This window comes from Chitinophaga jiangningensis (assembly GCF_900142605.1).
GTDB lineage: Bacteria > Bacteroidota > Bacteroidia > Chitinophagales > Chitinophagaceae > Chitinophaga > Chitinophaga jiangningensis.
In genome coordinates this window covers 261,445-283,570 of record NZ_FRBL01000005.1, presented here as the reverse complement: position 1 = coordinate 283,570, position 22,126 = coordinate 261,445, and the positions used below count along the sequence as shown (strand labels likewise).

Sequence of the window (22,126 nt, the reverse complement as noted above, 5' to 3'; positions counted from 1 at the left end):
GTATGATTTACAATGGTCAAATATAAGAAATGTGAAGAAGGGGCTTTAGCCGCCCGAATATTTTTTATAAATTCAGGTAGGGGAAAACTTCCCGGAGCACGTCTTTATTCAGAACCAACGGCTATATGCGCTATAAATTGTTGATAATCCTCAGTTGCTTACCATTGTTTCTCCTGGCCCAGGAGCGGACAGACAGTTTGCTGCAGCGCTTATTAACCGCTAAAGCCAGCCCTTTGCTGCAAAGGATTTTACAGCAACCGGACTCCTTTCGGTATCAATTAATTTATACAGAGATAAACAGGGACCGGCAGAACAAGCCCCATTTCAAAAACTATTATTTCCATGTCAACGCGGGCAGGTACTACAATCCTGCCAGTACGGTAAAACTGCCCGTAGCGGTGCTGGCATTGGAAAAGCTCAAAACGCTGAGAAGCAAAGGCATTGACCGCAACACCACCATGCTAACTGACAGTACTCGCACCGGCCAGGTTAATGTACATGCAGATACCAGCGCTGCCAACGGTTTGCCGTCTATAGGGCATTATATAAAGGAGATTTTTTTGATCAGCGACAACGATGCCTACAACCGGCTGTATGAATTCACCGGCCAGCAGCGGATTAATGAAAGGTTGCAGCAAATGGGGTATGAACATACCCGCATCGTACGGCGCTTTATGCCATCCACGGAAGAAGAAAACCGCTGCTCCCCCGCCATCCGCTTTGTAAATAAAGATAGTGTACTGCTTTACGCACAGGCGCCGGAATGCAGCACCATGCCATTCGACTACAGTAAATCCATTACTATCGGTAACGGCTACTTCGACAAAGATGATAAGCTGGTGCCACTGCCCATGGATTTTACCCGGCATAACATTTTTGCCCTGGAAGACCTGCAGCTGGTATTGCAATCCCTGCTCTTCCCCGCCTCTGTGCCCGCTGCCAGGCGTTTTGACCTGGATAGCGGCGACTATCGTTTTCTCTGTAAATATATGTCAGCATACCCCTCAGAAACCGATTACCCGAGGTACGATACCGCTGAGTACTATAATAGTTTTACAAAGTTTTTCTTTTTTAAAGCAGGGCATCAAAACATACCGGGGCATATACGTGTATTCAATAAGGCTGGTTGGTCGTATGGGTTTTTAACAGATGCGGCCTACATCATAGATTATAAAAATAAAGTGGAATTTATGCTTACGGCGAATATTTATGTTAATAGCGATGGAGTTTTGAATGATAATAAATATGAATACGAAGAAATAGGCTACCCTTTCTTCAGGGAAACAGGTGAAATAATTTATCAATATGAATTGGGGAGAAAACGTGCGTATACTCCTGATTTGAATGAGTTCAGAATAAATTATTCTCAGTAAATTTGCACCGCGTTTTTAATCAACCCTTAAAAGGGTAGTTAGGGGCAGTTTCCCAAATTGTATCACATAGATTAGATAGGTTTTATTCATTTCCCGTAATCCACTAAAAACTGGGGAGTCATGAAGTTTGAAAAGATCAAGAACAAAGGACAGGCAAGATTATTTGAGAGCCAATACCTCGAGATGCTCACTAAAACGCATCCACTGGTTATCTGGGGTATGTATTTGCCTATTATTGGCTACATGTTGTTTTATAGCCACGACACATTAGGATTCAAAGTAAGTACGGTAGCCATGGTATTTTTTGGGGCTATGTTTTTCTGGTCCTTTTTTGAGTACATCATGCACCGCTTTATTTTTCACTTTGCGAGCGACAGTCCTAAAGTACAGCGGTTTATTTATGTGATGCACGGTAACCACCATGAGTACCCGCGCGACAAACAGCGCTTATTCATGCCGCCGGTGCCCAGCCTGATACTGGCTTCTGTCATATTCGGTGCGCAGTATATTTTCCTGCGCCAGTGGACATTCATGTTTTTCCCGGGCTTTTTGTTGGGATACCTGATTTACGGTAGCATGCACTACGCCATTCATGCATGGAACCCGCCGTTCAGGTTCATGAAGCCGCTATGGCGTAACCACCACCTGCATCATTACAAAAGTGAGGACAAAGGCTTTGGCGTGAGCTCCTCCGTATGGGATGTAGTGTTTGGAACCTTCTTTGACCTGGATAAAGAGAAAGAGGACAAGGAAAAAGTAAAAGAACTGATGTTCAATAAGTAATTGACATCTTCATAAAAAAAGCCGGATAATCATATGATTATCCGGCTTTTTTGTTTACCATTTTTCTTCGTCATCTTCCGGCGGTTGCTGCCGGAAATGGGCCCTGGTGGCTATCTTTTGCAATTGCCGTTCAATGATGAGGGCGGCAATATCGTTATATGGTTCTGCCTGGGCAGCGTTGGCTTCACTGATGATGGCCTGTACCTTCTTTTCTGATACATCTATCCGGTACAGGAGAAATACGAACTGTTGAAAGTCGGTATTAATCAGTGTTTTAAGTCTTTCTGCGAGCAATTGCTGCAAAGTTTCGTAACTCACGTGGCCGGGTATACGCAGTTCAAATGTTTGCGACGCCCATTCCGCTGTTTCCTGTAGATGTACCGGCAATGCCATGGCTATTTCATTTGTTTGATCTTGTAGCTCGCGTTGGTAATGATTTTCACCGGAACAAGGATTTCTTTTTTAATACCTTTTGCTTTATTCACTTTGTACTTGTAAGTACCGTTTAATTCGGTGTTCTGTACGCAAATGCTGGGCAGGCCGGAGCTACGGTTAATCAGGTAGTTGGATTGTGTTTCCCCGTTAATTTCCGCAGTAGCTTTAATATCATCATCCAGTGTGAGCAGTTGTACTTTATCGGTTCTGATTTTTGAGGTACCGCTGATCTTGGCGGTTTGTGAATCCCAGGTTTGCAGGCTCCAGTAAAGGTCAATAGAGCCAATAAGCCCACCCCGCATTGGTACACTTTCTTCCCACTGGGTGCCGGATTTTATACCGTGTGCAGGATACATCACCAGCAGCTGCTCCAGCCAGCTTCTGAATGCTTCGGTACCAAACTGGTCCTTCATCAGCTTTTTATAGGCAGCCTGTTCGTCTTTTTTCAGTTTGTCGAAAGCCACGGAGGCATTGTCCAGGAGCTCATCCAGCCCTTCAATTTTATTGATCACGCCAAAGGAGTTGATCTCTACCGTAAATGGCTTCTTCAGAATCTGCTTCAGGCCTTCCTGGAAAGGTTCTTCAGAGGCCGGGCCTTTGGCATCTACTGCAATGTTGGTGTTTTTAGCGTTGAAGTTAAATTTCAGGTCTTTATAAGAAAATGTGAGTACAGATTTACCTGGGTTTACCTCTGTTACATCGATGGTGATAATGTTATTATAATCGCGGGTGGTACGCTGCTGTGCTTCGTTTACAGTCATGTACGTTTCGTTACGACTTTTCTGCTCCAGTTCAAACTGCTGACCTTTCTCGAACTTGTAGTTTAAGTCGGCGTATTCCTGTGCCTGCACCTGGAAGGTGGCAGCCATCATCGTAAGGGTAATGCCAAGTATTCTTTTCATCATTGCTGTATTTTATCAAACGTATTTTTCGATTACTCCAAGTCCAAACAGTGCGAAGTCATATTTCGCAGGGTCTTCCGGATCAAGCTTCTTCAGTTGGTGCGTCAGTGCCACGGCGGTTTTCCAGTCGGCCTTTGGGTCCTGGATGATGCCCAGCCTGGTGGCTACCCTGCTTACATGTACGTCCATCGGGCAAACAAGTTGAGCCGGAGATATGTGGTTCCACAGTCCAAAATCCACGCCATTTTCGTCTTTTCGCACCATCCAGCGAAGGTACATATTCAATCGTTTACAGGCACTGTTACGCGCCGGGGTGGAAATGTGCTTACCGGTTCTTTCCGGATGTTCGAGCGAAAAAAATACTTTGCGGAAACCGATCAGTCCTTTTTCCACGTTTTCATCGTTGGGCGACATATGACCGCTGAAGGCGAATTCTAAGGAAGTGACGTTTGTATAATAATGTTGCAGGAATTCAACGAAATAAAGCAGATCCAGTCCATTAAAAGTGCGGTGGCGGAAAGACATCAGTTTCATTCTTTCCCGCGGTTTATGGTGCCGTATATAATCGTACGGCGCATTGTCCATCATTTTCATCAGTTCCCGGCACTTGTTAATGATGGTGGTACGGTTACCCCAGGCGAGGATGGCGGCAAAGAGGCCGGAGATTTCAATATCCTGCAGCTTGGTAAAGCTGTGCGGTATAGTGATAGGATCGTTGGTAATAAAGTCCGGATGGTCGTACTGTTCGGCTTTGGCGTTCAGAAAATCCCGGAGCTGCTGAATCTTCATATTTTTTATAAATGTATCAACAGCCCGGCTGCATACACGCCCGTACGTATATACGTGCACGTATGCAGCTGGAAAACTGGCTGTGGATATGGTTTAGCAATCAGGTGTTGGTAAAGATAGTGCTAAACGCCTAACTTTTAACCCAGTGCCCGCTGCAGGTCTGCAATCAGGTCATCGGCATCTTCAATGCCTACGCTGAGGCGAATCAGGCTGTCGGCCAGGCCGTTTTTGATTCGTTCTTCTCTTGGAATGGAGGCGTGGGTCATCGTGGCTGGGTGACCGATGAGGGATTCTACACCGCCCAGTGATTCGGCGAGGCTGAACAGGTGCGTACTACTCAGGACCTTGTTAGCTGCCTCCACATTATCGTCTTTCAGTGTAAAGGAAATCATGCCTCCGAAGCCACGCATTTGTGCTTTGGCGATATCGTGGTTCACGTGGTCGGGGAATCCGGCCCAGTATACTTTATCCACTTTTGAGTGGTTGCGGAGATAATTGGCAATCACTGCACCGTTTTCGCAGTGGCGCTGCATGCGCACGTGCAGGGTTTTGATCCCGCGCAGCACCAAAAAGCAATCCTGAGGCCCCGGAACGGCACCGCAGCTGTTCTGGATAAAATACATTTGTTTGGCCAGCGCTTCGTTTTTCACAATAACGGCTCCATGAACCACATCGCTGTGACCTCCCAGGTATTTGGTCGCAGAGTGAACCACTATATCTGCCCCCAGGTCCAGTGGGTTTTGGAGGTAGGGAGATGCAAAGGTATTGTCAACAGCGAGGATTACTTCACTTTTGCGGGCTACCTGTGCAGCAGCCTGGATATCAATAATGTTGAGTAACGGATTGGTAGGGGTTTCTATCCATATCATCTTTGTTTGCGGGGTGATATGGGCTTCTATGTTTCGGGCGTCCTGCATATTGATGAAATTGAATTTGAGGCCGTAGCGCTCAAATACTTTCGTGAATATGCGATAGGTGCCGCCGTATAAATCGTTGGTTGCCAGTACCTCGTCACCCGGGTTTAGCAGTTTCAGCACCGCGTCGGTGGCGGCCAGGCCGCTGCCGAAGCAGATGCCATGGGTACCGTTTTCAATGGCTGCCAGTGCATTTTGCAGCGCATCGCGGGTTGGATTTTGCGTACGGGCATATTCGTAGCCCTTATGTTCCCCGGGGGCTGACTGCACAAAGGTAGAGGTTTGGAATATAGGAGTCATAATGGCCCCTGTGGACGGGTCGGGAGCTACACCTGCGTGTATGAGTTTGGTACCCAGCTTCATGTCTTAATTAATTTATAATGAACAATTCTGGTGGTTACCAAATATACATTCGTTTTGAGAAAGAGTAAGTAACAAAAACGAAGGGGTGAGCTGAGGTAAGGAGGGGTTTTACTTGTCCGTTTTAGCTAATATTATAATATTATCGTATTATTTTTTACGCTTACGAACTATTTTTTAGCGTTCACGGATTCGAAAGGAAGGCAAAAGATAATCGGATTAAATTTGTTTAGGTTTTTCATAGGATATGGTTAAAATTTTTAAGGCGGTATTCTTACCGCCTTTCTTTTTTTAAGTTGTTATTTGGATTTCTTCACCGTTGGTTTGGATGCATCTGTCCATTTAATCGGCATGTTTACGCTTACGCGGTCCCAGGCGATAATGAGGGTGGCACCTGCATCAGCTTTTTCGAAAGCCATGGTAAATGCATCAATCGGTGTATTGAGCGGGAGCACGGGCAGAGTTGTTCTTACCACGTCTTTGGCAGGGTCGTATTTGAAAGCGCCCCAGATATCTGTTTCCCTGTTGAGTATGATGGTCCAGTTCTTTTCTGTGGGGATAGCATACATAGTGTACCGGCCTTTAGGAATCGATTTGCCGGCAATTACTACAGGTCTGTAGAACTCGATTTCGGTGGCTTCGTTGGCACCTAATCTCCAGATTTTACCATACTCTTCGAGGTTACCGAAAATTTCACGGCCTTTGGTTTGAGGACGGCTGTAGATTACTCTTGCCACCAGCGGGCCGGCATTTTCACCTTTTACTTTTACTACATAAGGGTACATTACAGGGTAATAGGCCATGTCCATCGGGCTGGCGTCCATAGGAGGTAATTTCTTATCCTGTGCGCCTGCATTTAAACAAAACATGCCCATCATAAAGGCAACTACCATTGCTTTTTTCATCATCCGGATTACAATTTTTTCTTGATATGGAAATTGGGCCCAAACCTACCGCTTTTTGGCCAATCCAAAAAGTAGGACGATAGGGTGTTGGGATTCAGGACTTTGCATGGCCGCTAATGCCCCTTACATAACCTTCCAGTTCCGGGAAAAACGCTTCATAGCAGGCTTTCAGCCCGTCATAATGCTCCATAAATGCAGCGTAAATCACGTCCCCGGAGGTTTCCAGGTACTTTGCCCTACGGGCAATACCCCTCAGGGAACGGCCAATACCTTCTACATAACGGTAATTATATAACCAGTCGTATTCCTTCATGTAACCAAACATCTCCATAAATGCCGGTGGCAGCGTGCCCGCCCGTTCGCCTATCAGCTTATACACCTGCCGGCTGAAGGTATACAAGCTGTCGTCCGTAAACCTGGAAGTATCAGTGGCCAGGAAATGATCCATGACCAGGTCGGTAAACACGCCGCTGTAGAGTCGCGCCGCCGGCCTGAAATAAGCTTTGGCTTTCGCTGTTACCGGATGCTGGTCTGTAAAAGTGTCAATGGCCCGGTGGATTAATATTCCCTTTTGTACCGCTTTTTCCTGCAGTGCAAGTTGTCTTCTCCCTTTAACAAAATCCGCAATCAGGTTGCCGGTAATAATTTCAGGATCGCCAAAAGATAAATATGCGTGGGCCAGATGATTCATATAGTTAAGCTGCTGTTGAGTTCCAGCAAATGTAACACTCCTTCTTTTATTCTCATCTTATCCTATTTAACGTTCTTTTAACCTTAGGCCATGCAACTTTTTTTTAGTTCAGTCTACTTTATAAGTACAGAGGCTCCTGAAGGAAGCGGGTTACAGAAAACGCATTAGTTGTCGCAACATGTATCCAGCCACCCGCCTGAGTTCTGGCCGTTAATAAAGAATTATATCTGCGCGTATTTAGTAGATGTAGCTTTGAGTTATCGAACAAAAACCAATTATTAAAAATCAACTATTCGGAAACTAAAATTAATCTCCAAAAACCTCTAAAAGTAAGTACTATGAAAAAGTTCCTGATTGCAATCTTTGCAGCACTGACATTGACCTCAGCAAACCTATATGCTGTTTCTTACGAAACCACCGTTAACACGAAAGTGAAAACCGCATTCGACAACGCTTTCGCCAATGTAAGCGATGTGAAATGGTTTACTGATGATAATAAAACATTCACTGCGAAATTTACCCTTAACAATACCCGCGTGAATGCTTATTTCGATGCAAATGGTGAGTTGCTGGTTACCTCCCGCTGGATTGAAGCAGAAAGCTTACCGCTGGCCGTTGTGAATAAACTCATGAAAAAATATCCGGGTAATAGCATTCAGTCTATCGTGGAATTCGAATCTGCCGGAGGCACTATCTACATGATCATGCTGGAAGGCGAAAAAACCTGGATGAAAGTTAGGGCAGATGAGAACGGTAACCTCACCCTGAAAGAGAAGCTCCAGAAAGCTTAATACCACCACGCATGCCATCACCAGTAAATTTATCTTAACTTTGCCACCTGTTATGGCTTTATTAGCCAGGCTGTTAATGTATAAATGACTAAATGACATGAACAAGGGACCTGTTTCTCAATTTATCCAGCACCATTACCGCCACTTTAATGCCGCTGCATTGGTGGATGCTGCCAAAGGATATGAAACACACTTACTGGAAGGTGGTAAAATGATGGTGACTCTGGCTGGTGCCATGAGTACAGCTGAACTGGGCATTTCTTTCGCAGAGATGATCCGCCAGGGTAAAGTTGATATCATCTCCTGTACTGGTGCAAACCTGGAAGAGGATATCATGAACCTCGTAGCACATACACACTACAAACGTGTACCTAACTACCGCGATCTCAGCCCTCAGGAAGAGTGGGATTTGCTGGAACAGGGTTTCAACCGTGTAACAGATACCTGCATTCCGGAAGAAGAAGCTTTCCGCCGCATTCAAAAGCATATCTATAAAATCTGGAAAGATGCTGAAGAAGCCGGTGAGCGCTATTTCCCGCATGAATTCATGTACAAACTGCTGCTGAGCGGTGTGATGAAAGAACACTACGAGATCGATCCTAAAAATAGCTGGATGCTCGCTGCTGCTGAAAAAAATATTCCTATTATCGTTCCGGGATGGGAAGACAGCACCATGGGTAACATCTTTGCTTCTTACTGCATCAAAGGAGACCTCAAAACTTCTACCATGAAGTCAGGTATCGAATATATGATCTTCCTGTCTGAATGGTATCGTCAAAACTCCGGCGGTAAAGGCGTAGGTTTCTTCCAGATCGGTGGCGGTATCGCCGGTGATTTCCCGATCTGCGTGGTGCCTATGATGTACCAGGATCTGGAATGGACGGATGTTCCTTTCTGGGGTTACTTCTGCCAGATTTCTGACTCAACCACTTCTTACGGTTCTTACTCCGGCGCGGTTCCAAACGAAAAAATCACCTGGGGTAAACTGGATATTCACACGCCTAAGTTTATCGTAGAATCAGATGCTACCATCGTAGCGCCACTGATGTTTGCGTATATCCTTGGCTGGTAGTCAGTAAACAGATATTAAAGCGAAAAAGTCGTAACGCATGGGCGTCACGACTTTTTTTATTTTTTAGGGAGATATCAGATAAAGAGTTCGGCAGCTATCCCGTCCGCAAACAGTCGCCCGGCCTTGGTGAGCCGCAGGTGCGTATCCGCTTCTACCATCCAGCCCTTGAAAATAAATTCACGGCTGTTGGCCAGCAGCTGCCTGGCCAGGTCCACCCCAAACCGCTCTCCTACCCAACCGGTATCACATCCTGCACTGGTGCGCAGGGAAGTCATAATGTATTCGTTGAACTGCATTTCCGCAGTGAGGGTTTCTATTTCAAACGGAACCTCGCCGGCGTTGATGCGCTTGATGTACACCGCGTTGTTAGCCACATTCCATTGACGGGAATGCCCGTTGAAGCTGTGTGCCGATGGGCCCAGGCCCAGGTATGATAAGCCTTTCCAGTAGCTGCTGTTATGTCTGCTATGCCAGCCGGGAAGAGCGAAGTTGGAGATCTCATAATGTTCATAGCCGGCAGCTTCCACCCATTGCATCAGCAGCTCAAAATGCCTGGCCGCTTTTTCAGGGTCTACCGCTTCCATTTTCTTTTTGCGGATAAAGGAGTCCAGCGCTGTTCCGGGTTCTACGGTAAGCGCATAGCAGGAAAGATGTGGGACGCCCAGCCGGATGGCCTGCTGAACATTGTATTCCCAGCCTTCGTCGGAGAGGCCGGGGCCACCGTAAATCAGGTCGATGGTAATATTGCTGAACCCTGCGGCCTGCGCATTGGTGATACAATCTATCGCCTGCTGGCTGTTGTGCGCACGATTCATCCATTGCAGGTCCGCTTCATGAAAGGATTGCACGCCGATGCTGAGGCGGTTGATGCCGGATAGCTTCATCTCCAGCAGCTTTTCCATGCTCAGGTCATCAGGATTGGCTTCCAGTGTGATTTCTGCATCCGCTGCGATGGTGAAATAACGCCGGAGCTGTTCCAGAATGGCGTCTATATCTCCCTTAGCCAGTAAACTGGGCGTGCCTCCGCCAAAGTACACTGTGTGTACCGTATCTGTTCCCAGGTAATGCTGTTGCAGTTCAATTTCCCTGATGATGGCCGATACCATGGCATCTTTCTGAGAAACAGAAGTGGAGAAATGGAAGTTACAATAGTAACAAGCCTGCTTGCAGAATGGAATATGTATGTATATGCCCGACATGAATGCTTTCCTTATCCTTGGTGGCGCAGGGCCAACTATGGAGTATTTTAATATCTTTGCAAACATCAAAATTACGTTTCAATTTTGTTTTGTGAACAGGATGCCGTTATTTGCCATTCTTTCAATTCATTGAAAAATCATTTCCGGGTGCGCAACTGGTTATTGCTACTACTTACTATCTGTTATCTGCCGCTGATGGCCCAACAGGCAGACTCCGCGAAGGTGCCTGCTTCTACACATACTGCTGCCCGTCAGGCTGCGGATACGGTACGTCCGAAACCGAAGCCAAGGCCTCGTGTTGATTCCGCCACCAGAGCTGCTGCCATAAGGAGGGATACAGCGCATCGTGCTGCTGTGGCTGCTGCCGCACCTGCGGATACCGCCAAAAAAGCCGTTGACAGTACTGTGGTGGCTGCTCCCAAACCTAAACCCATCTCCTACTACGATCTGTACATGCAGAAGATCGCCGGCACCAATATGTTCCTGAAAGCCGGCAAGCCGGTATACAGGGATGTGAATATTGTACGGCCTTACAAAAACATGGACTGGCTGATATACGTGGTGGCTGGCGTGGTGCTGGTGATCAGTATCATACGGTTGTCGTACATGAAATATTTTACGGACCTGTTCAGGGCATTTTTAAACCCTACGCTGAGTCAGCGCCAGCTGAAGGATCAGTTGTCGCAGTCCCCGTTTCCGAACTTTTTGTTTAACGCCTTTTTTATCATTTCGCTGGGAATGTACCTGTACCTGGTGTTGTACCGCAAGCAGGTGTTTCCCCAGGCTGAGCCCTGGATGTTGATTCCGGGATTAATAGCCCTGGTGGGGATTGTGTATGGTACCAAGTATGTAGTGTTAAGATTTTGTGGCTGGTTGTTCGGAAATGCTGAGCTGGCGGATGCGTACATTTTTATTTTGTACCTGATTAACAAGATATTAGGTGTGTTACTGGTGCCCTTCGTGGTAATATTAGCCTTCTGTAGTGCTGAAATTGCGCAGACCTTTCTTTATATTTCAATATTTTTCATTATATTACTGGTTATCTATAGGTATATTAGGTCTTATTCATTGGTAAAGCAATACCTGTCCTTCAGTAAATTGCATTTTTTTCTTTACCTTTGCGCATTCGAAGTAGCACCGGTTTTAATACTAACAAAGGTGTTACTGAATATCTGGTTAACTGGTAATCCCTGATTACCGCCTATTGTTAACACTAGAGCATAAAAAAGTATGATTAAAGGCGGGCCAAAAAAAGATTTGCAAGGTAAACAAGTTCAGTCAATCCTAATTTCTCAACCTAAGCCTGAAACAGAAAAGTCTCCTTATTTTGATCTGGCCAGAAAGTTCAATGTAAAGTTGGATTTTTTACCGTTCATTCGAGTGGAAGGGTTACCTGCTAAGGAATTCAGGAAGCAGAAGATTGACATCCTGAATTATACGGCAGTAATTTTCACCAGTCGCAATGCCGTGGATCATTTTTTCCGCATTTGCGAGGAGATGAAGGTAAAGGTCTCTCAGGATTGTAAGTATTTCTGTATTACCGAAGCAGTAGCGTTGTACCTCCAAAAATTCATCCTGTACCGCAAGCGTAAGGTGTTTTATGGAGCGGATGGCTCTACCAAAGGTGTTCTTGAGGTGATGAACAAGCACAAGGACAATGAGAAGTTCCTCTTCCCTAGTGCGGATAGCCAAAAGAAGGACATTGAGGAATGGTTGAAGACAAACAAATGTGAGTATGCGACGGCCACACTTTACAAAACAGTTTCCAATGATGTAAAGGATGCGCTGTCGAATAACAAGTACGACATGATTGTTTTCTTCAGTCCGTATGGTGTTAAATCTCTCTTCGAAAATGTACCAGGTTTTGAACAGAACGGTACCCGTATCGGGGCGTTTGGTCCTACGACCTCTGCAGCAGTAGAAGAAGCTGGTTTAAGACTGGATGTTAAAGCTCCTGCTCCGCAGGCGCCCAGCATGGTAGCAGCCTTGGAACAGTACCTTGCTGCTGCAACTACCACTAAAAAATAAGCGCAGGACGCTTGAAATAACTGACTGGGACAGCCATAGTGCTGTCCCTTTTTTTATTGGCTGCAATTTTATTGCAGTTCTAACCCGGGCAGAGGTAAGGGCCTGCGGCCCTTACCTCTGCCCGGGTTTCAATCCCCTCGCCGCAGGCGAGGGGATTGAAACCCGCAACTTAAGTCAAAAAATAATTTCTATAAATCCCGAAAAGTAATTTCTTTGTACCACGTTACACTAACTAACTGTCAGATCCAATCTAAATCTAACCGGATTCCATGAATAAGTTGATAGGCGAAACCAGCCCTTATTTGCTGCAACATGCACATAACCCTGTTGAGTGGTATCCATGGGGGGAGGAAGCGCTCGAAAGGGCGGTGAAGGAGGATAAACCCATCCTGGTGAGCATTGGATATGCTGCCTGTCACTGGTGCCATGTGATGGAGCGCGAGAGTTTCGAAGATGAGGAAACGGCTCGTATCATGAATGAGCATTTCATTAATATTAAGATCGACCGCGAAGAGCGGCCGGATCTGGATCATATTTACATGGATGCCGTACAGGCGATGACCGGAGCCGGCGGCTGGCCGCTCAACGTGTTTCTGACCCCTGACAAAAAACCTTTCTATGGCGGTACCTATTACCCGCCGGTAAATGCCTATAACAGGCCTTCCTGGAAGGATGTACTCTTTTCTTTATCGGATGCTTTTGTGAATAAGCGCGATGAGATTGAGCAGCAGGCGACTACATTGACGCAGCACCTGGAACAGGCCAGCCAGTTTGGAATTCAGGCGGGTCTTAACCTGAAGGTGCCGGTGGACGAACTGTTTACCAAGGAACAGGCGGATACTATTTGTGAGAATATGCTACGGCAGGGAGATAAGGTATGGGGTGGTTTTGGTCGTGCACCTAAGTTTCCGCAGACTTTCACCATTGGTTATCTGCTTAGGTATCATCACTTTTATAAGCATCCGGAGTCATTGGAGCAGGCGTTATTATCGTTGGATAAAATGCTACAGGGCGGGATATACGATCACCTGGGTGGCGGGTTTGCCCGTTATTCCGTGGATGAAAAGTGGCTGGCACCGCATTTTGAGAAAATGTTGTACGACAATGCATTGCTGATCGATGTATTATGCGATGCCTACCAGCTCACAAAAAATGACGTATATGCGCAAACGATAAAGGATACACTGGATTTTATTTCCCGGGAGATGACAGCGCCGCAGGGAGGGTTTTACTCGGCTCTGGATGCTGATTCTGAAGGAGTAGAGGGAAAATTTTATACCTGGAGTAAAGCGGAGATCGCTCAGATTTTAGGGGAGCAGGCAGGCCTTTTTTGTGAGTATTATGACGTGAGTGAGCATGGCAACTGGGAGGAAACGAACATCCTGTGGGTGCAGCAGCCGCTGGTGCAGTTTGCAGCGGAAAAGGGCTATGATGCGGAAGTGCTGGGTGCGATGTTGCAGGGTTGCCGGGAAAAGCTGATGGCCGTAAGGGCCCGGAGGGTAAGGCCGGGGCTGGATGATAAGGTGTTGCTGGGATGGAATGCGCTGATGGTACATGCTTATTGCCGGGCCTATGCAGCCCTTGGGGTGGAGGCATACCGGGAAGCGGCTATACGGAATATGCAATTTTGTTTGCAGGAGTTCCGCATAAAAGAGGGAGGTTATGCGTTCTATCATACCTGGAAGGACGCAAAAGCGAAGTATCCGGCATTTCTGGACGACTATGCTTACCTGATCAGGGCGTTGATTGCCTTGTCGGAGATAACTGGTGACCAGGGTCATCTTTATACGGCCCGGGACCTTGCTACCTTTGTAATAGGGCATTTTTCCGATGAAAGTGGACAATATTTTTATTATACGATAGACGACCAAAAAGACGTTATAGTCAGGAAGAAGGAAGTATACGACGGAGCTACACCGAGCGGCAATGCGATAATGGCGCAGAACCTTTGGGCCCTTTCTGTTGTTTTCGGAGATAAAAGCATGGCTGACAAGGCCATAGGCGCGGTGTCCGGACTGTCACAAACCGCGGTAAGATACCCCACCTCATTTGGCGTATGGGCGTCTCAGTTATTACAGTTTGTACAAGGAACAGCCGAAATTGCGGTAGTTGGGCAAGACTACAGGGCCAGGTTATCTGAAGCAGGTAACTGGTTTATCCCCTATCGGGTTTTATTGGGAGCAGAAAAAAATAATGAGGAAATACCATTGTTGATGGATCGATATAAGGAAAATGAAACATTGGTCTACTTATGCAAAGATTACCATTGCATTAAGCCCGTTTTTTATATAAGCGAAATTATTAATTTAATATAATTATTATGTAACTTGCATGCTGTAAGGGATGCATATAAATTGAAAAATGTTATTATATGGATATAATAAAATGTTAAAAAATACGTTTAAATTAGTTACCGGGTCGCTGTGTGTAGAATTGAAAAAGTTGGATAAAAAGTAACTACGGATTAAAATTAATTATTACATTTGCTATCTTTCATATAAACGCAGCGGGTGACAATATGAGAAAAAGTGTTCCCTTGTTTACTGGCAAAAACACCTGGCTGGTTAATAGAAAAACATATTCTGATGAAAGCTACCCTTATGAAGCTTAACTATTTAAGAGGTCTGTTGGCAATTTTGCTGGTTTCCCTGCTTGCCAGCTGTGGTGGTAGTAAAACCCCCAAAAATGCGCAAGGGCAACTGATTGGCGTTAGTCCAAGGCCAAAGTATTATCCCCCTGTACCCTATGGAATGGTTTACGTACAACCAGGAACATTCCACATGGGACCTAGTGACGAGGATGTAAACTATGCGTTTACAGCCCGTAACAAGTCTATTTCCATTTCCGGCTTCTACATGGATGCTACGGAAATCACGAATAACGAATATCGCCAGTTTGTGAATTGGGTTCGTGATTCCATTGCGCACATCCTCCTGGGACACGTCAAGCAGGATGATGGTCAGGATGTGATTGACTGGAAGCAGAAGATCGACTGGAAGGATAAGGGTATCAATGAAAAACTTGACGCCATGATCTATTCTGAAGCAGATCGTTTATATGGCCGCAAGGATATTGATGTTGGAAAACTGATCTACCATCAGGAAACTTTTAACTGGGATAAAGCCAAACTGAGAGAAAATGCTGGTAAGCCACGTTCCCAGTTCATCGTGAAAAAAGACGTACCTATTTATCCGGACACTTTGTGCTGGATCAGGGACTTCTCATATGCCTACAACGAGCCGATGACACGTATGTACTTCTGGCACCCGGCGTTTGACAACTATCCGGTAGTAGGCGTAAACTGGCACCAGGCAACTGCTTTCTGCGAATGGAGAAGTAAGTTCTGGGAAGACTATCGTACCTCAAAGAAATTATTCACAGAAGATAAATTCCAGCTGCCTTCTGAAGCGCAGTGGGAATACGCCGCCCGCGGTGGTAGAGAACAAACCCCATACCCTTGGGGTGGTTACTATATCCGCAACAAAAAAGGATGTCTGCTGGCTAACTTTAAACCTGGCCGCGGTAACTATCCGGAAGATGGTGGATTCTACACCGTTCGTGCAGATGCCTACTGGCCTAATGATTACGGCCTGTATTGCATGGCAGGTAACGTAGCAGAATGGACTGCGGATATCTTCTATGAAAATGCTTATTCCTTTACCTCTGATATGAACCCGTATTTAAGAATGGACGTTCCGGATGATGCCCCGTTGAAAATGAAACGTAAGGCTATCAGAGGGGGCTCCTGGAAAGATATCGGCTATTTCCTTCAGACTGGTACCAGGACTTATGAGTATCAGGACAGTGCTAAGTCTTACGTAGGTTTTAGATGCACCATTGCCCTGAGCCGCAGAAGCAAAGGACGTCACTAAGGTAAAATGGCTCGTATTATTAAAACAAGAAAAGCCTTTTAGTTATGATGTACATTTTTCGCAAATCGTTGAGTATTAACTATTCCATACAGAAATTTAACACAAAACACTTTAACCAGATTAAATTTTAACCTATGGCTATGAATCCTAAGAAAGCTAGCTGGCTGAACTTTTTCGTATGTATTGCAGCCTCTATTGTTATTATAGGTGCACTTTTTAAATTACAGCACTGGCGCGGAGCTGATATCGCGCTGATCGTTGGTCTTAGCGTAGAGGCCCTGATCTTCTTTGTATACGCATTCGTACCAGACACCAGTGGTGGTCACGCAGAAGGTGGCGCTGTAGTAGTTGCTGGCAGCCCTGCTGTTGCCGGCCTCGACAAAATGCTCCAGGAAGCGGACATCACGCCTGCGAACCTGCAACGCCTGAGCGAAAACTTCCAGAAACTGGGTACTACCGTTGACAAAATGAGAGACATCAGCGATGTGGTAGCTGCAACCGGCGACTACACTGCTAAAACCCGTGAAGCTGCAGCTGCTATCGGTAACGTAGCAAATGCATACACACAGGCTGCTTCTGCTGTTTCTTCTTTCAACAGTGCTTCTGAATCAACTAAAGATTTCCATGTTCAGATGCAGGGTATGACCAAAAACCTGGCTTCCCTCAACGCTATCTACGAACTGGAAATGCAGGATACTAACAACCACCTCAAAGCAATGAACAAATTCTACAGCAACCTGCAGAATACTTCAGCTGCTATGAGCAACAGCATCGAAGATGCTAAGAAAGCCCAGGAACAAATCACGCTGCTTGCTAAAAACCTCAGCAACCTCAACACCGTTTACGGTAACATGCTGAGTGCTATGCACGGAGCGAGATAAGGAAATGCTATTAGTTTCGAATCAACATCATTCTTAAATTCTGAAAACAAACTATGGCACTACCTAAAGATCCCCGGCAGAAGATGATCAACATCATGTACCTGGTCTTGACGGCCATGCTGGCGTTGAACGTGTCTGCTGAAATATTGAACGCATTTACTATCGTTAATAACTCTATCAATACCTCCAACGGTTCCATTACTGAGAAAAACCAGGTTGTTTATGATCAGTTCGTGAAACAAATGGAGAAAGATGCTGCCAAAACAGGTCCTTTCAAACAGAAAGCAGATCTGGCTAAAGCAGCAGCTAAAGAAGCTTTTGATTATATCGAAGGCTTAAAGAAAACTATCATCACTGAAGCCGGTGGTTTAGATGAACATGGTGAAATCAAAGGTATGAGCGATCTCGATGCTCCTACCCGCGTAATGGAAAACAACAAAAAGGGCCCTGAGCTGGAAGCCAAATTGGTGGCGCTCCGCAATCAGCTCCTTAGCTACGTTACGCCAAAAGATAAAGCCGCTTTTGAAAAATCACTGCCGCTCAAAATTGAAGTTGGTAAATCCAGCAGCGGTCATGGGGACAGCAAAAAAACCTGGACAACCTATCACTTCAACATGGTACCAACTATCGCAGCTGTAACCATCCTGAGCAAATTCCAGAATGATATTAAAAACTCTGAAGCAGCTGTAATCGATAACCTGTTTGATCAGATCAGCGCTGACGACTTCAAATTCGATAAAATCAGACCTTTCATTTCCCTGAACTCCAAAAATCTGATGGATGGACAGGAACTGGTAGCAAGCATCGCAGTAGGTGCATACAGCTCTACTGTTAACCCTTCTATCACTGTAAACGGTCAGACAATTGAAGCACATGAAGGTTTGGGTACCTTCAGAGCAACAGCAAGCGGAATCGGCGAAAAATCTATCTCAGGTACTGTTACCCTGCCTAGCCCTAACGGCGGCGAACCACAGTCCTTCCCTTTTACCGAAACTTATAATGTAGGTGCTTCCAGCACTTCCATCTCTGCAGATAAAATGAACGTACTGTACATCGGTGTACAGAACCCGATTTCTATCTCCGCTGCTGGTGTACCAGCTGAAAGTGTTTCTGCTTCCCTCTCCGGTAGCGGTAGCATCACCAAAAAATCAGCAGGTACTTATGTAGTAAACGTTTCTTCTCCAGGTAAAGCTGTTATCAACGTTGTTGCTAACATCGACGGTAAAACCCGCTCCCTGGGCCAGAAAGAATTCCGCGTAAAACGTGTACCAGATCCTACCCTCCAGGTAGGTACCTATAAAGGTGGTAGCGTAAAAGCGGCTGAATTCAGAATCCAGCTCGGTGTACGCGCAGTACTCGAAGATTTTGAATTCGAAGGTGTTAAATACGATGTAGTTGGTTTCCGTGTAGGTATCGAGTCAAGAGGTAAAGAATACCAGGAAGGTGATGCTTCATCTCCTTACTTCCCTGCTAACCTCGCCGCTTCTATCCGTTCACTGCGACCAGGAGATATCGTTCACATCGATAACGTAAAAGTAAAAGGACCGGACGGCGTTGTTCGTACCATGCCTTCTACCATGTATAAATTAAACTAACGGATTTATTAATTGCTGAAATATGCGAGCAGTAATCTTTAACAGAATTGGTTGGTGCACAATGTTGCTGGTAATGCTGGCAACAGCAGCTGAAGCGCAGCGCCGCGGTGGTACTACCCGCCGCAGAACTGCAACCCAGGCTGCCCCCCCTCAACAAGATCCCAACGCACCGGTGGTGAACCCGGCAACTGGTAATGCTGTTGCTACACCCCCTCCTCCCCCTGCAGGCGCTGCTCCAACAGCTGCCGCCGCCCCAGTGGATACTCCGCGCAAGTCGCTGCGTATCGACGGCGTGGTAGAACGTAACCTCGCGAGAGAACGCGTACCTATCGTGTACGACTATATCCGCGAAGATGACCGCTTCTGGGAAAAACGCGTTTGGCAAATCATTGATGTGAGGGAAAAAATCAATCTGCCATTCCAATACAATGTAGAGGATGAAGCAGGTACCAATCAACTGTTTATCAGTATCCTGCTCAACGCAATTAAAAACAAGGAAGTAGAAGCCTTCAACCCAATCGACGATCGCTTTACTACCCTGATGCCGTACGAAGAGATCGAAAAGAAAATCTCCGGTGAAGAAAGACAGGTGCGTTCCATCGATCCTATTACCGGTGAGGAAAAACTGGTGTCTACCCGCGACGATTTCGATCCAAACACCATCAAGCAATACAAGATCAAAGAAGTATGGGTATTCGATAAAGAAGCCTCACAGCTGAAAGTTCGTATACTCGGTATCGCACCACTGATGTCCCGTATGAATGAAGACGGCTCCGTACGTGCCTCCATACCACTGTTCTGGGTTTACTACCCTGATATGCGCCCGGTACTGGCTAAATACGACGTGTATAACCAAAACAACGACGCATCTACCATCAGCTGGGAAGACCTCTTCGAAATGCGCTTCTTCGGCAGTTATGTAGTGAAGGAAAACAACACTTATAACCGCGAAATCAAAGATTACATCAAAGATGGTGTAATGCGCCTCCTCGAAGGTCAGGCCATCAAAGACCGCATCTTCAACAAAGAACAGGATCTCTGGCAATATTAATCGCTACATCTGACCTGATCATAAAAGAAAAGGCAATCAGTTTAAACTGATTGCCTTTTCTTTTATAGCTTTGTTGAAAATATTGTAGCAGATGGCCCCCGTTAATTCCCAGCAATTCCTGCAACAACTTAAAAATCAGGTCACCACAGCCCGTGCCCTCGCTGAAACTTACTTCGGCGGACAAACAGATGCTACCCTTCTGCAACAGCCGCAGCCAGACAGCTGGAGCGCCATCCAATGCCTCGAACATCTCAACTCCTATGGCCGTTTCTATCTTCCAGCATTGGGAAAAGCTATAGAACAGGCAGTGATTAAAGGAACAAGGGCAGATGCGGCCTTCCGCAGCGGCCTGGTAGGTGGCTGGTTTACCCGGCTTATGTTACCGGATGCCAGCGGTAAGCCTAAATCAAAAATGCAGGCCCCCAAAGATCATCAACCCACTCCCCGGCTTTCTGCCGATAAAGTATTGAAAGAATTTATTGAACAACAAATTGAAATGGAAAGTCTGCTGGTAGCGGCTACCCGTATCAATCTTGAAAAAGTAAAAGTCCCTACCTCCCTTTCTTCCTTTATTCGTATGTCCGCCGGCGATACCTTTGCCTTCCTCATCGCACACATGCAGCGCCACCTGCGCCAGGCAGAAAGGGCTATTGCGGCAGCGACACATTCGTAGTGCCTTCCTCCGGATGGAAATAATCCCAGATGATTTTGGCTTTCGCATTGCCAACCTCTTTCACCAGGTCATCCAAAGTAAGCTGCTTAATCTTATTCACCGAACGGAAGGTTTTCAGCAATTGGGTGGCAGTGGTTTGCCCTATGCCCTTTATGCCCTCCAATTCGTTTTTAAAGGTGCCTTTTGAGCGTTTATTTCTGTGGAAGGTGATACCGAAACGGTGTACCTCATCGCGGATGTGGCGTATCAGCTTCAGACTTTCACTGTTAAACGGTAACTTGATACTTTCCGAATCGCCAGGGAAAAAGATTTCTTCCTCGTTTTTCGCCAGGCCCACCACCGTCATGCTGCCTATCAGGTTGAGTGCACGAATACTGTCCATAGCGGCACCTAACTGTCCCTTACCACCATCAATGATCACCAGCTGCGGTAATGGTTCTCCTTCCGCCAGCAAGCGGCTATAACGGCGATGTACCACTTCCGTCATGGAAGCGAAGTCGTTGATACCCTGAACGGTTTTAATATTGAAATGCCGGTAATCTTTTTTAGAGGCCACCCCGTCTTTAAACACCACGCAGGCGGATACCGGGTAAGCCCCCTGGAAGTTGGAGTTATCGAAACACTCAATATGCAATGGCAGCACCGGCAATTCAAGGTCGGCCTGCAGCTGGTACAGCACCTGCTTTCTCTCCATATCACTCTTGCCTTCCAGGTGCAGGATCTTTTTGCGGTATAGTTCCTCTTTGAAATAGTTAACATTTTTCTCGGAGAGTTCCAGCAGCTTCTTCTTATCTCCGCTCTTTGGTACCGTCAGCGTTACTTCATGCTCGGGATACTCTACCGGAATCGGCACTACTATCTCCCTGTTAACACTTTTAAACACATCCCGCAGGTAAGCTATGGCATATACCAGCACCTCTTCCTCTGTTTCTTCCAGTTGCTTTTCCAGTGTAACGGTTTTTGTATCTGCAATGGTCCCATTCAGGATCCGCAGGTAGTTGACGTAGGCATGGTTGCCTTCACTGATAATGCTGAAAACATCCATATTCCCCAGGCGGGTATTCACAATGGTGGACTTGGCAGAGTACGCACGCAAACTCTCAATTTTCTTGCGCATGATTTCTGCCTTTTCGAACTCCATGTTAGTAGCGAAATGCATCATCTCTTCCTTAAAAAGATTCATCACAGGCGCCAGGTTTCCTTTCAGGATGTTTTTTACCTGGGAAAGGTTTTCCCGGTAATCTTCTTCCGTTTGCAGGCCTTCGCAGGGGCCTTTGCAGTTGCCCAGGTGATATTCCAGGCATACCTTGAATTTGCCTTTTCGTATATTCTGCTCCGATAGGTTCAGATTGCAGGTGCGCAGAGGAATATTGTATTTGATGATCTCCAGCAGCTCACGTACCCGGCCTACTGACGTAAATGGCCCCAGGTACTCACTCCCGTCCTTTACCACGTTCCTGGTAAGAAATACCCGCGGGTAAGGCTCGTGTTTGATGACGATATAGGGATAAGTTTTATCATCCTTAAGATTGATATTGTATTTGGGCTGGAACTGCTTGATGAGCGAGTTTTCCAGCAGAAACGCATCCTGCTCTGAGTCAACAATCGTAAACTCAATGTGATGGATATGTTCAACGAGTTTCCTCGTTTTATAATTATCGTGATTTTTTACAAAGTAGGAGCTGACTCTTTTGCGGAGGCTTTTGGCCTTTCCCACATACAATAAAGTGCCCTGCTCATCGTAGTATTTGTAAATACCTGCCTGTACCGGTATCGTGTGTGAAATGCTTTGAAATTCTGCTCCCGTCATGA

21 protein-coding genes are annotated in these 22,126 nt (G+C 46.1%); 13 read left to right on the top strand and 8 right to left on the bottom strand.

Translation table 11 applies throughout. The features are described from left to right. Positions 1–125: 125 nt before the first annotated feature. Together BUB18_RS14080 and BUB18_RS14075 are read left to right on the top strand one after the other, a co-directional pair. Positions 126–1,373, top strand: coding sequence for a serine hydrolase (locus tag BUB18_RS14080; RefSeq protein ID WP_073081993.1), 1,248 nt, complete (start codon positions 126–128; stop codon positions 1,371–1,373). Positions 1,374–1,493: 120 nt separating this feature from the next. Further along, a complete protein-coding gene (locus tag BUB18_RS14075) occupies positions 1,494–2,156 on the top strand; it encodes a sterol desaturase family protein (protein WP_073081990.1) in 663 nt (220 codons plus the stop codon). A 54-nt stretch (positions 2,157–2,210) separates the two neighbouring features. On the opposite strand, the gene BUB18_RS14070 is transcribed toward BUB18_RS14075, so the two are convergent. From BUB18_RS14070 to BUB18_RS14060, 3 genes are read right to left on the bottom strand one after another with little or no spacing between them, the layout of a single operon-like run. Then, the gene (locus tag BUB18_RS14070) at positions 2,211–2,549 is read right to left on the bottom strand and encodes a hypothetical protein (protein ID WP_073081987.1); all 339 of its coding nucleotides are present in this window, start codon (positions 2,547–2,549) and stop codon (positions 2,211–2,213) included. Between the two features lie 2 nt (positions 2,550–2,551). Then, on the bottom strand, positions 2,552–3,496 hold the full coding sequence (locus tag BUB18_RS14065; protein ID WP_178372141.1) for a DUF6263 family protein: 945 nt from the start codon (positions 3,494–3,496) through the stop codon (positions 2,552–2,554). A gap of 12 nt (positions 3,497–3,508) precedes the next feature. Continuing rightward, positions 3,509–4,282: a TIGR02757 family protein gene (locus BUB18_RS14060; RefSeq protein WP_073081981.1), complete on the bottom strand. Its 774-nt coding sequence runs from the start codon at positions 4,280–4,282 to the stop codon at positions 3,509–3,511. 11 nt (positions 4,283–4,293) lie between these two features. Here BUB18_RS14060 and BUB18_RS30100 point away from each other — a divergent pair, with 11 nt between their 5' ends. Continuing rightward, the gene (locus BUB18_RS30100; protein ID WP_262487685.1) at positions 4,294–4,416 is read left to right on the top strand and encodes a hypothetical protein; all 123 of its coding nucleotides are present in this window, start codon (positions 4,294–4,296) and stop codon (positions 4,414–4,416) included. Positions 4,417–4,419: 3 nt separating this feature from the next. On the opposite strand, the gene BUB18_RS14055 is transcribed toward BUB18_RS30100, so the two are convergent. The 3 genes from BUB18_RS14055 to BUB18_RS14045 form a co-directional block, all read right to left on the bottom strand. Then, positions 4,420–5,559 carry a cystathionine gamma-synthase gene (locus BUB18_RS14055; RefSeq protein ID WP_073081979.1) on the bottom strand — a complete coding sequence of 380 codons (1,140 nt, stop codon included), beginning with the start codon at positions 5,557–5,559 and terminating at the stop codon, positions 4,420–4,422. A gap of 296 nt (positions 5,560–5,855) precedes the next feature. After that, the gene (locus BUB18_RS14050; RefSeq protein ID WP_245805670.1) at positions 5,856–6,464 is read right to left on the bottom strand and encodes a DUF2911 domain-containing protein; all 609 of its coding nucleotides are present in this window, start codon (positions 6,462–6,464) and stop codon (positions 5,856–5,858) included. A gap of 91 nt (positions 6,465–6,555) precedes the next feature. Next, positions 6,556–7,152 carry an acyl carrier protein phosphodiesterase gene (locus BUB18_RS14045; RefSeq protein ID WP_073081976.1) on the bottom strand — a complete coding sequence of 199 codons (597 nt, stop codon included), beginning with the start codon at positions 7,150–7,152 and terminating at the stop codon, positions 6,556–6,558. Between the two features lie 338 nt (positions 7,153–7,490). Here BUB18_RS14045 and BUB18_RS14040 point away from each other — a divergent pair, with 338 nt between their 5' ends. Next, positions 7,491–7,943: a PepSY-like domain-containing protein gene (locus BUB18_RS14040; RefSeq protein ID WP_073081974.1), complete on the top strand. Its 453-nt coding sequence runs from the start codon at positions 7,491–7,493 to the stop codon at positions 7,941–7,943. A gap of 97 nt (positions 7,944–8,040) precedes the next feature. Beyond that, complete coding sequence (locus tag BUB18_RS14035) at positions 8,041–9,015, top strand: deoxyhypusine synthase family protein (RefSeq protein WP_073081971.1); 975 nt, start codon at positions 8,041–8,043, stop codon at positions 9,013–9,015. Positions 9,016–9,089: 74 nt separating this feature from the next. Here BUB18_RS14035 and hemW read toward each other — a convergent pair whose 3' ends face one another. Continuing rightward, positions 9,090–10,214, bottom strand: coding sequence for a radical SAM family heme chaperone HemW (hemW, locus tag BUB18_RS14030; protein ID WP_073081968.1), 1,125 nt, complete (start codon positions 10,212–10,214; stop codon positions 9,090–9,092). Between the two features lie 129 nt (positions 10,215–10,343). Here hemW and BUB18_RS14025 point away from each other — a divergent pair, with 129 nt between their 5' ends. The 8 genes from BUB18_RS14025 (at position 10,344) to BUB18_RS13990 (ending at position 20,314) form a co-directional block, all read left to right on the top strand. After that, entirely contained in the window at positions 10,344–11,408 is a 1,065-nt protein-coding gene (locus BUB18_RS14025; protein WP_073081965.1) for a DUF4271 domain-containing protein, read from the top strand. Positions 11,409–11,444: 36 nt separating this feature from the next. Further along, entirely contained in the window at positions 11,445–12,242 is a 798-nt protein-coding gene (locus tag BUB18_RS14020) for a uroporphyrinogen-III synthase (RefSeq protein ID WP_073081963.1), read from the top strand. Positions 12,243–12,511: 269 nt separating this feature from the next. Beyond that, complete coding sequence (locus tag BUB18_RS14015; protein WP_073081960.1) at positions 12,512–14,557, top strand: thioredoxin domain-containing protein; 2,046 nt, start codon at positions 12,512–12,514, stop codon at positions 14,555–14,557. 270 nt (positions 14,558–14,827) lie between these two features. Then, positions 14,828–16,114 carry a T9SS ring complex lipoprotein PorK/GldK gene (porK, locus tag BUB18_RS14010; RefSeq protein ID WP_245805668.1) on the top strand — a complete coding sequence of 429 codons (1,287 nt, stop codon included), beginning with the start codon at positions 14,828–14,830 and terminating at the stop codon, positions 16,112–16,114. Positions 16,115–16,248: 134 nt separating this feature from the next. After that, positions 16,249–16,995 carry a type IX secretion system motor protein PorL/GldL gene (gene porL / locus BUB18_RS14005; RefSeq protein ID WP_073081957.1) on the top strand — a complete coding sequence of 249 codons (747 nt, stop codon included), beginning with the start codon at positions 16,249–16,251 and terminating at the stop codon, positions 16,993–16,995. Between the two features lie 53 nt (positions 16,996–17,048). After that, positions 17,049–18,590, top strand: a complete 1,542-nt coding sequence (porM, locus tag BUB18_RS14000) for a type IX secretion system motor protein PorM/GldM (RefSeq protein ID WP_073081954.1) — start codon at positions 17,049–17,051, stop codon at positions 18,588–18,590. 22 nt (positions 18,591–18,612) lie between these two features. Next, on the top strand, positions 18,613–19,641 hold the full coding sequence (gene porN / locus BUB18_RS13995; RefSeq protein WP_083549982.1) for a type IX secretion system ring subunit PorN/GldN: 1,029 nt from the start codon (positions 18,613–18,615) through the stop codon (positions 19,639–19,641). Positions 19,642–19,732: 91 nt separating this feature from the next. Then, entirely contained in the window at positions 19,733–20,314 is a 582-nt protein-coding gene (locus tag BUB18_RS13990; RefSeq protein ID WP_073081951.1) for a DinB family protein, read from the top strand. Here the strand turns inward: BUB18_RS13990 and uvrC are convergent. After that, complete coding sequence (uvrC, locus tag BUB18_RS13985) at positions 20,289–22,124, bottom strand: excinuclease ABC subunit UvrC (protein ID WP_073081949.1); 1,836 nt, start codon at positions 22,122–22,124, stop codon at positions 20,289–20,291. The two genes, BUB18_RS13990 and uvrC, sit on opposite strands and share 26 nt — an antisense overlap. Between the last annotated feature and the right edge of the window lie 2 nt (positions 22,125–22,126).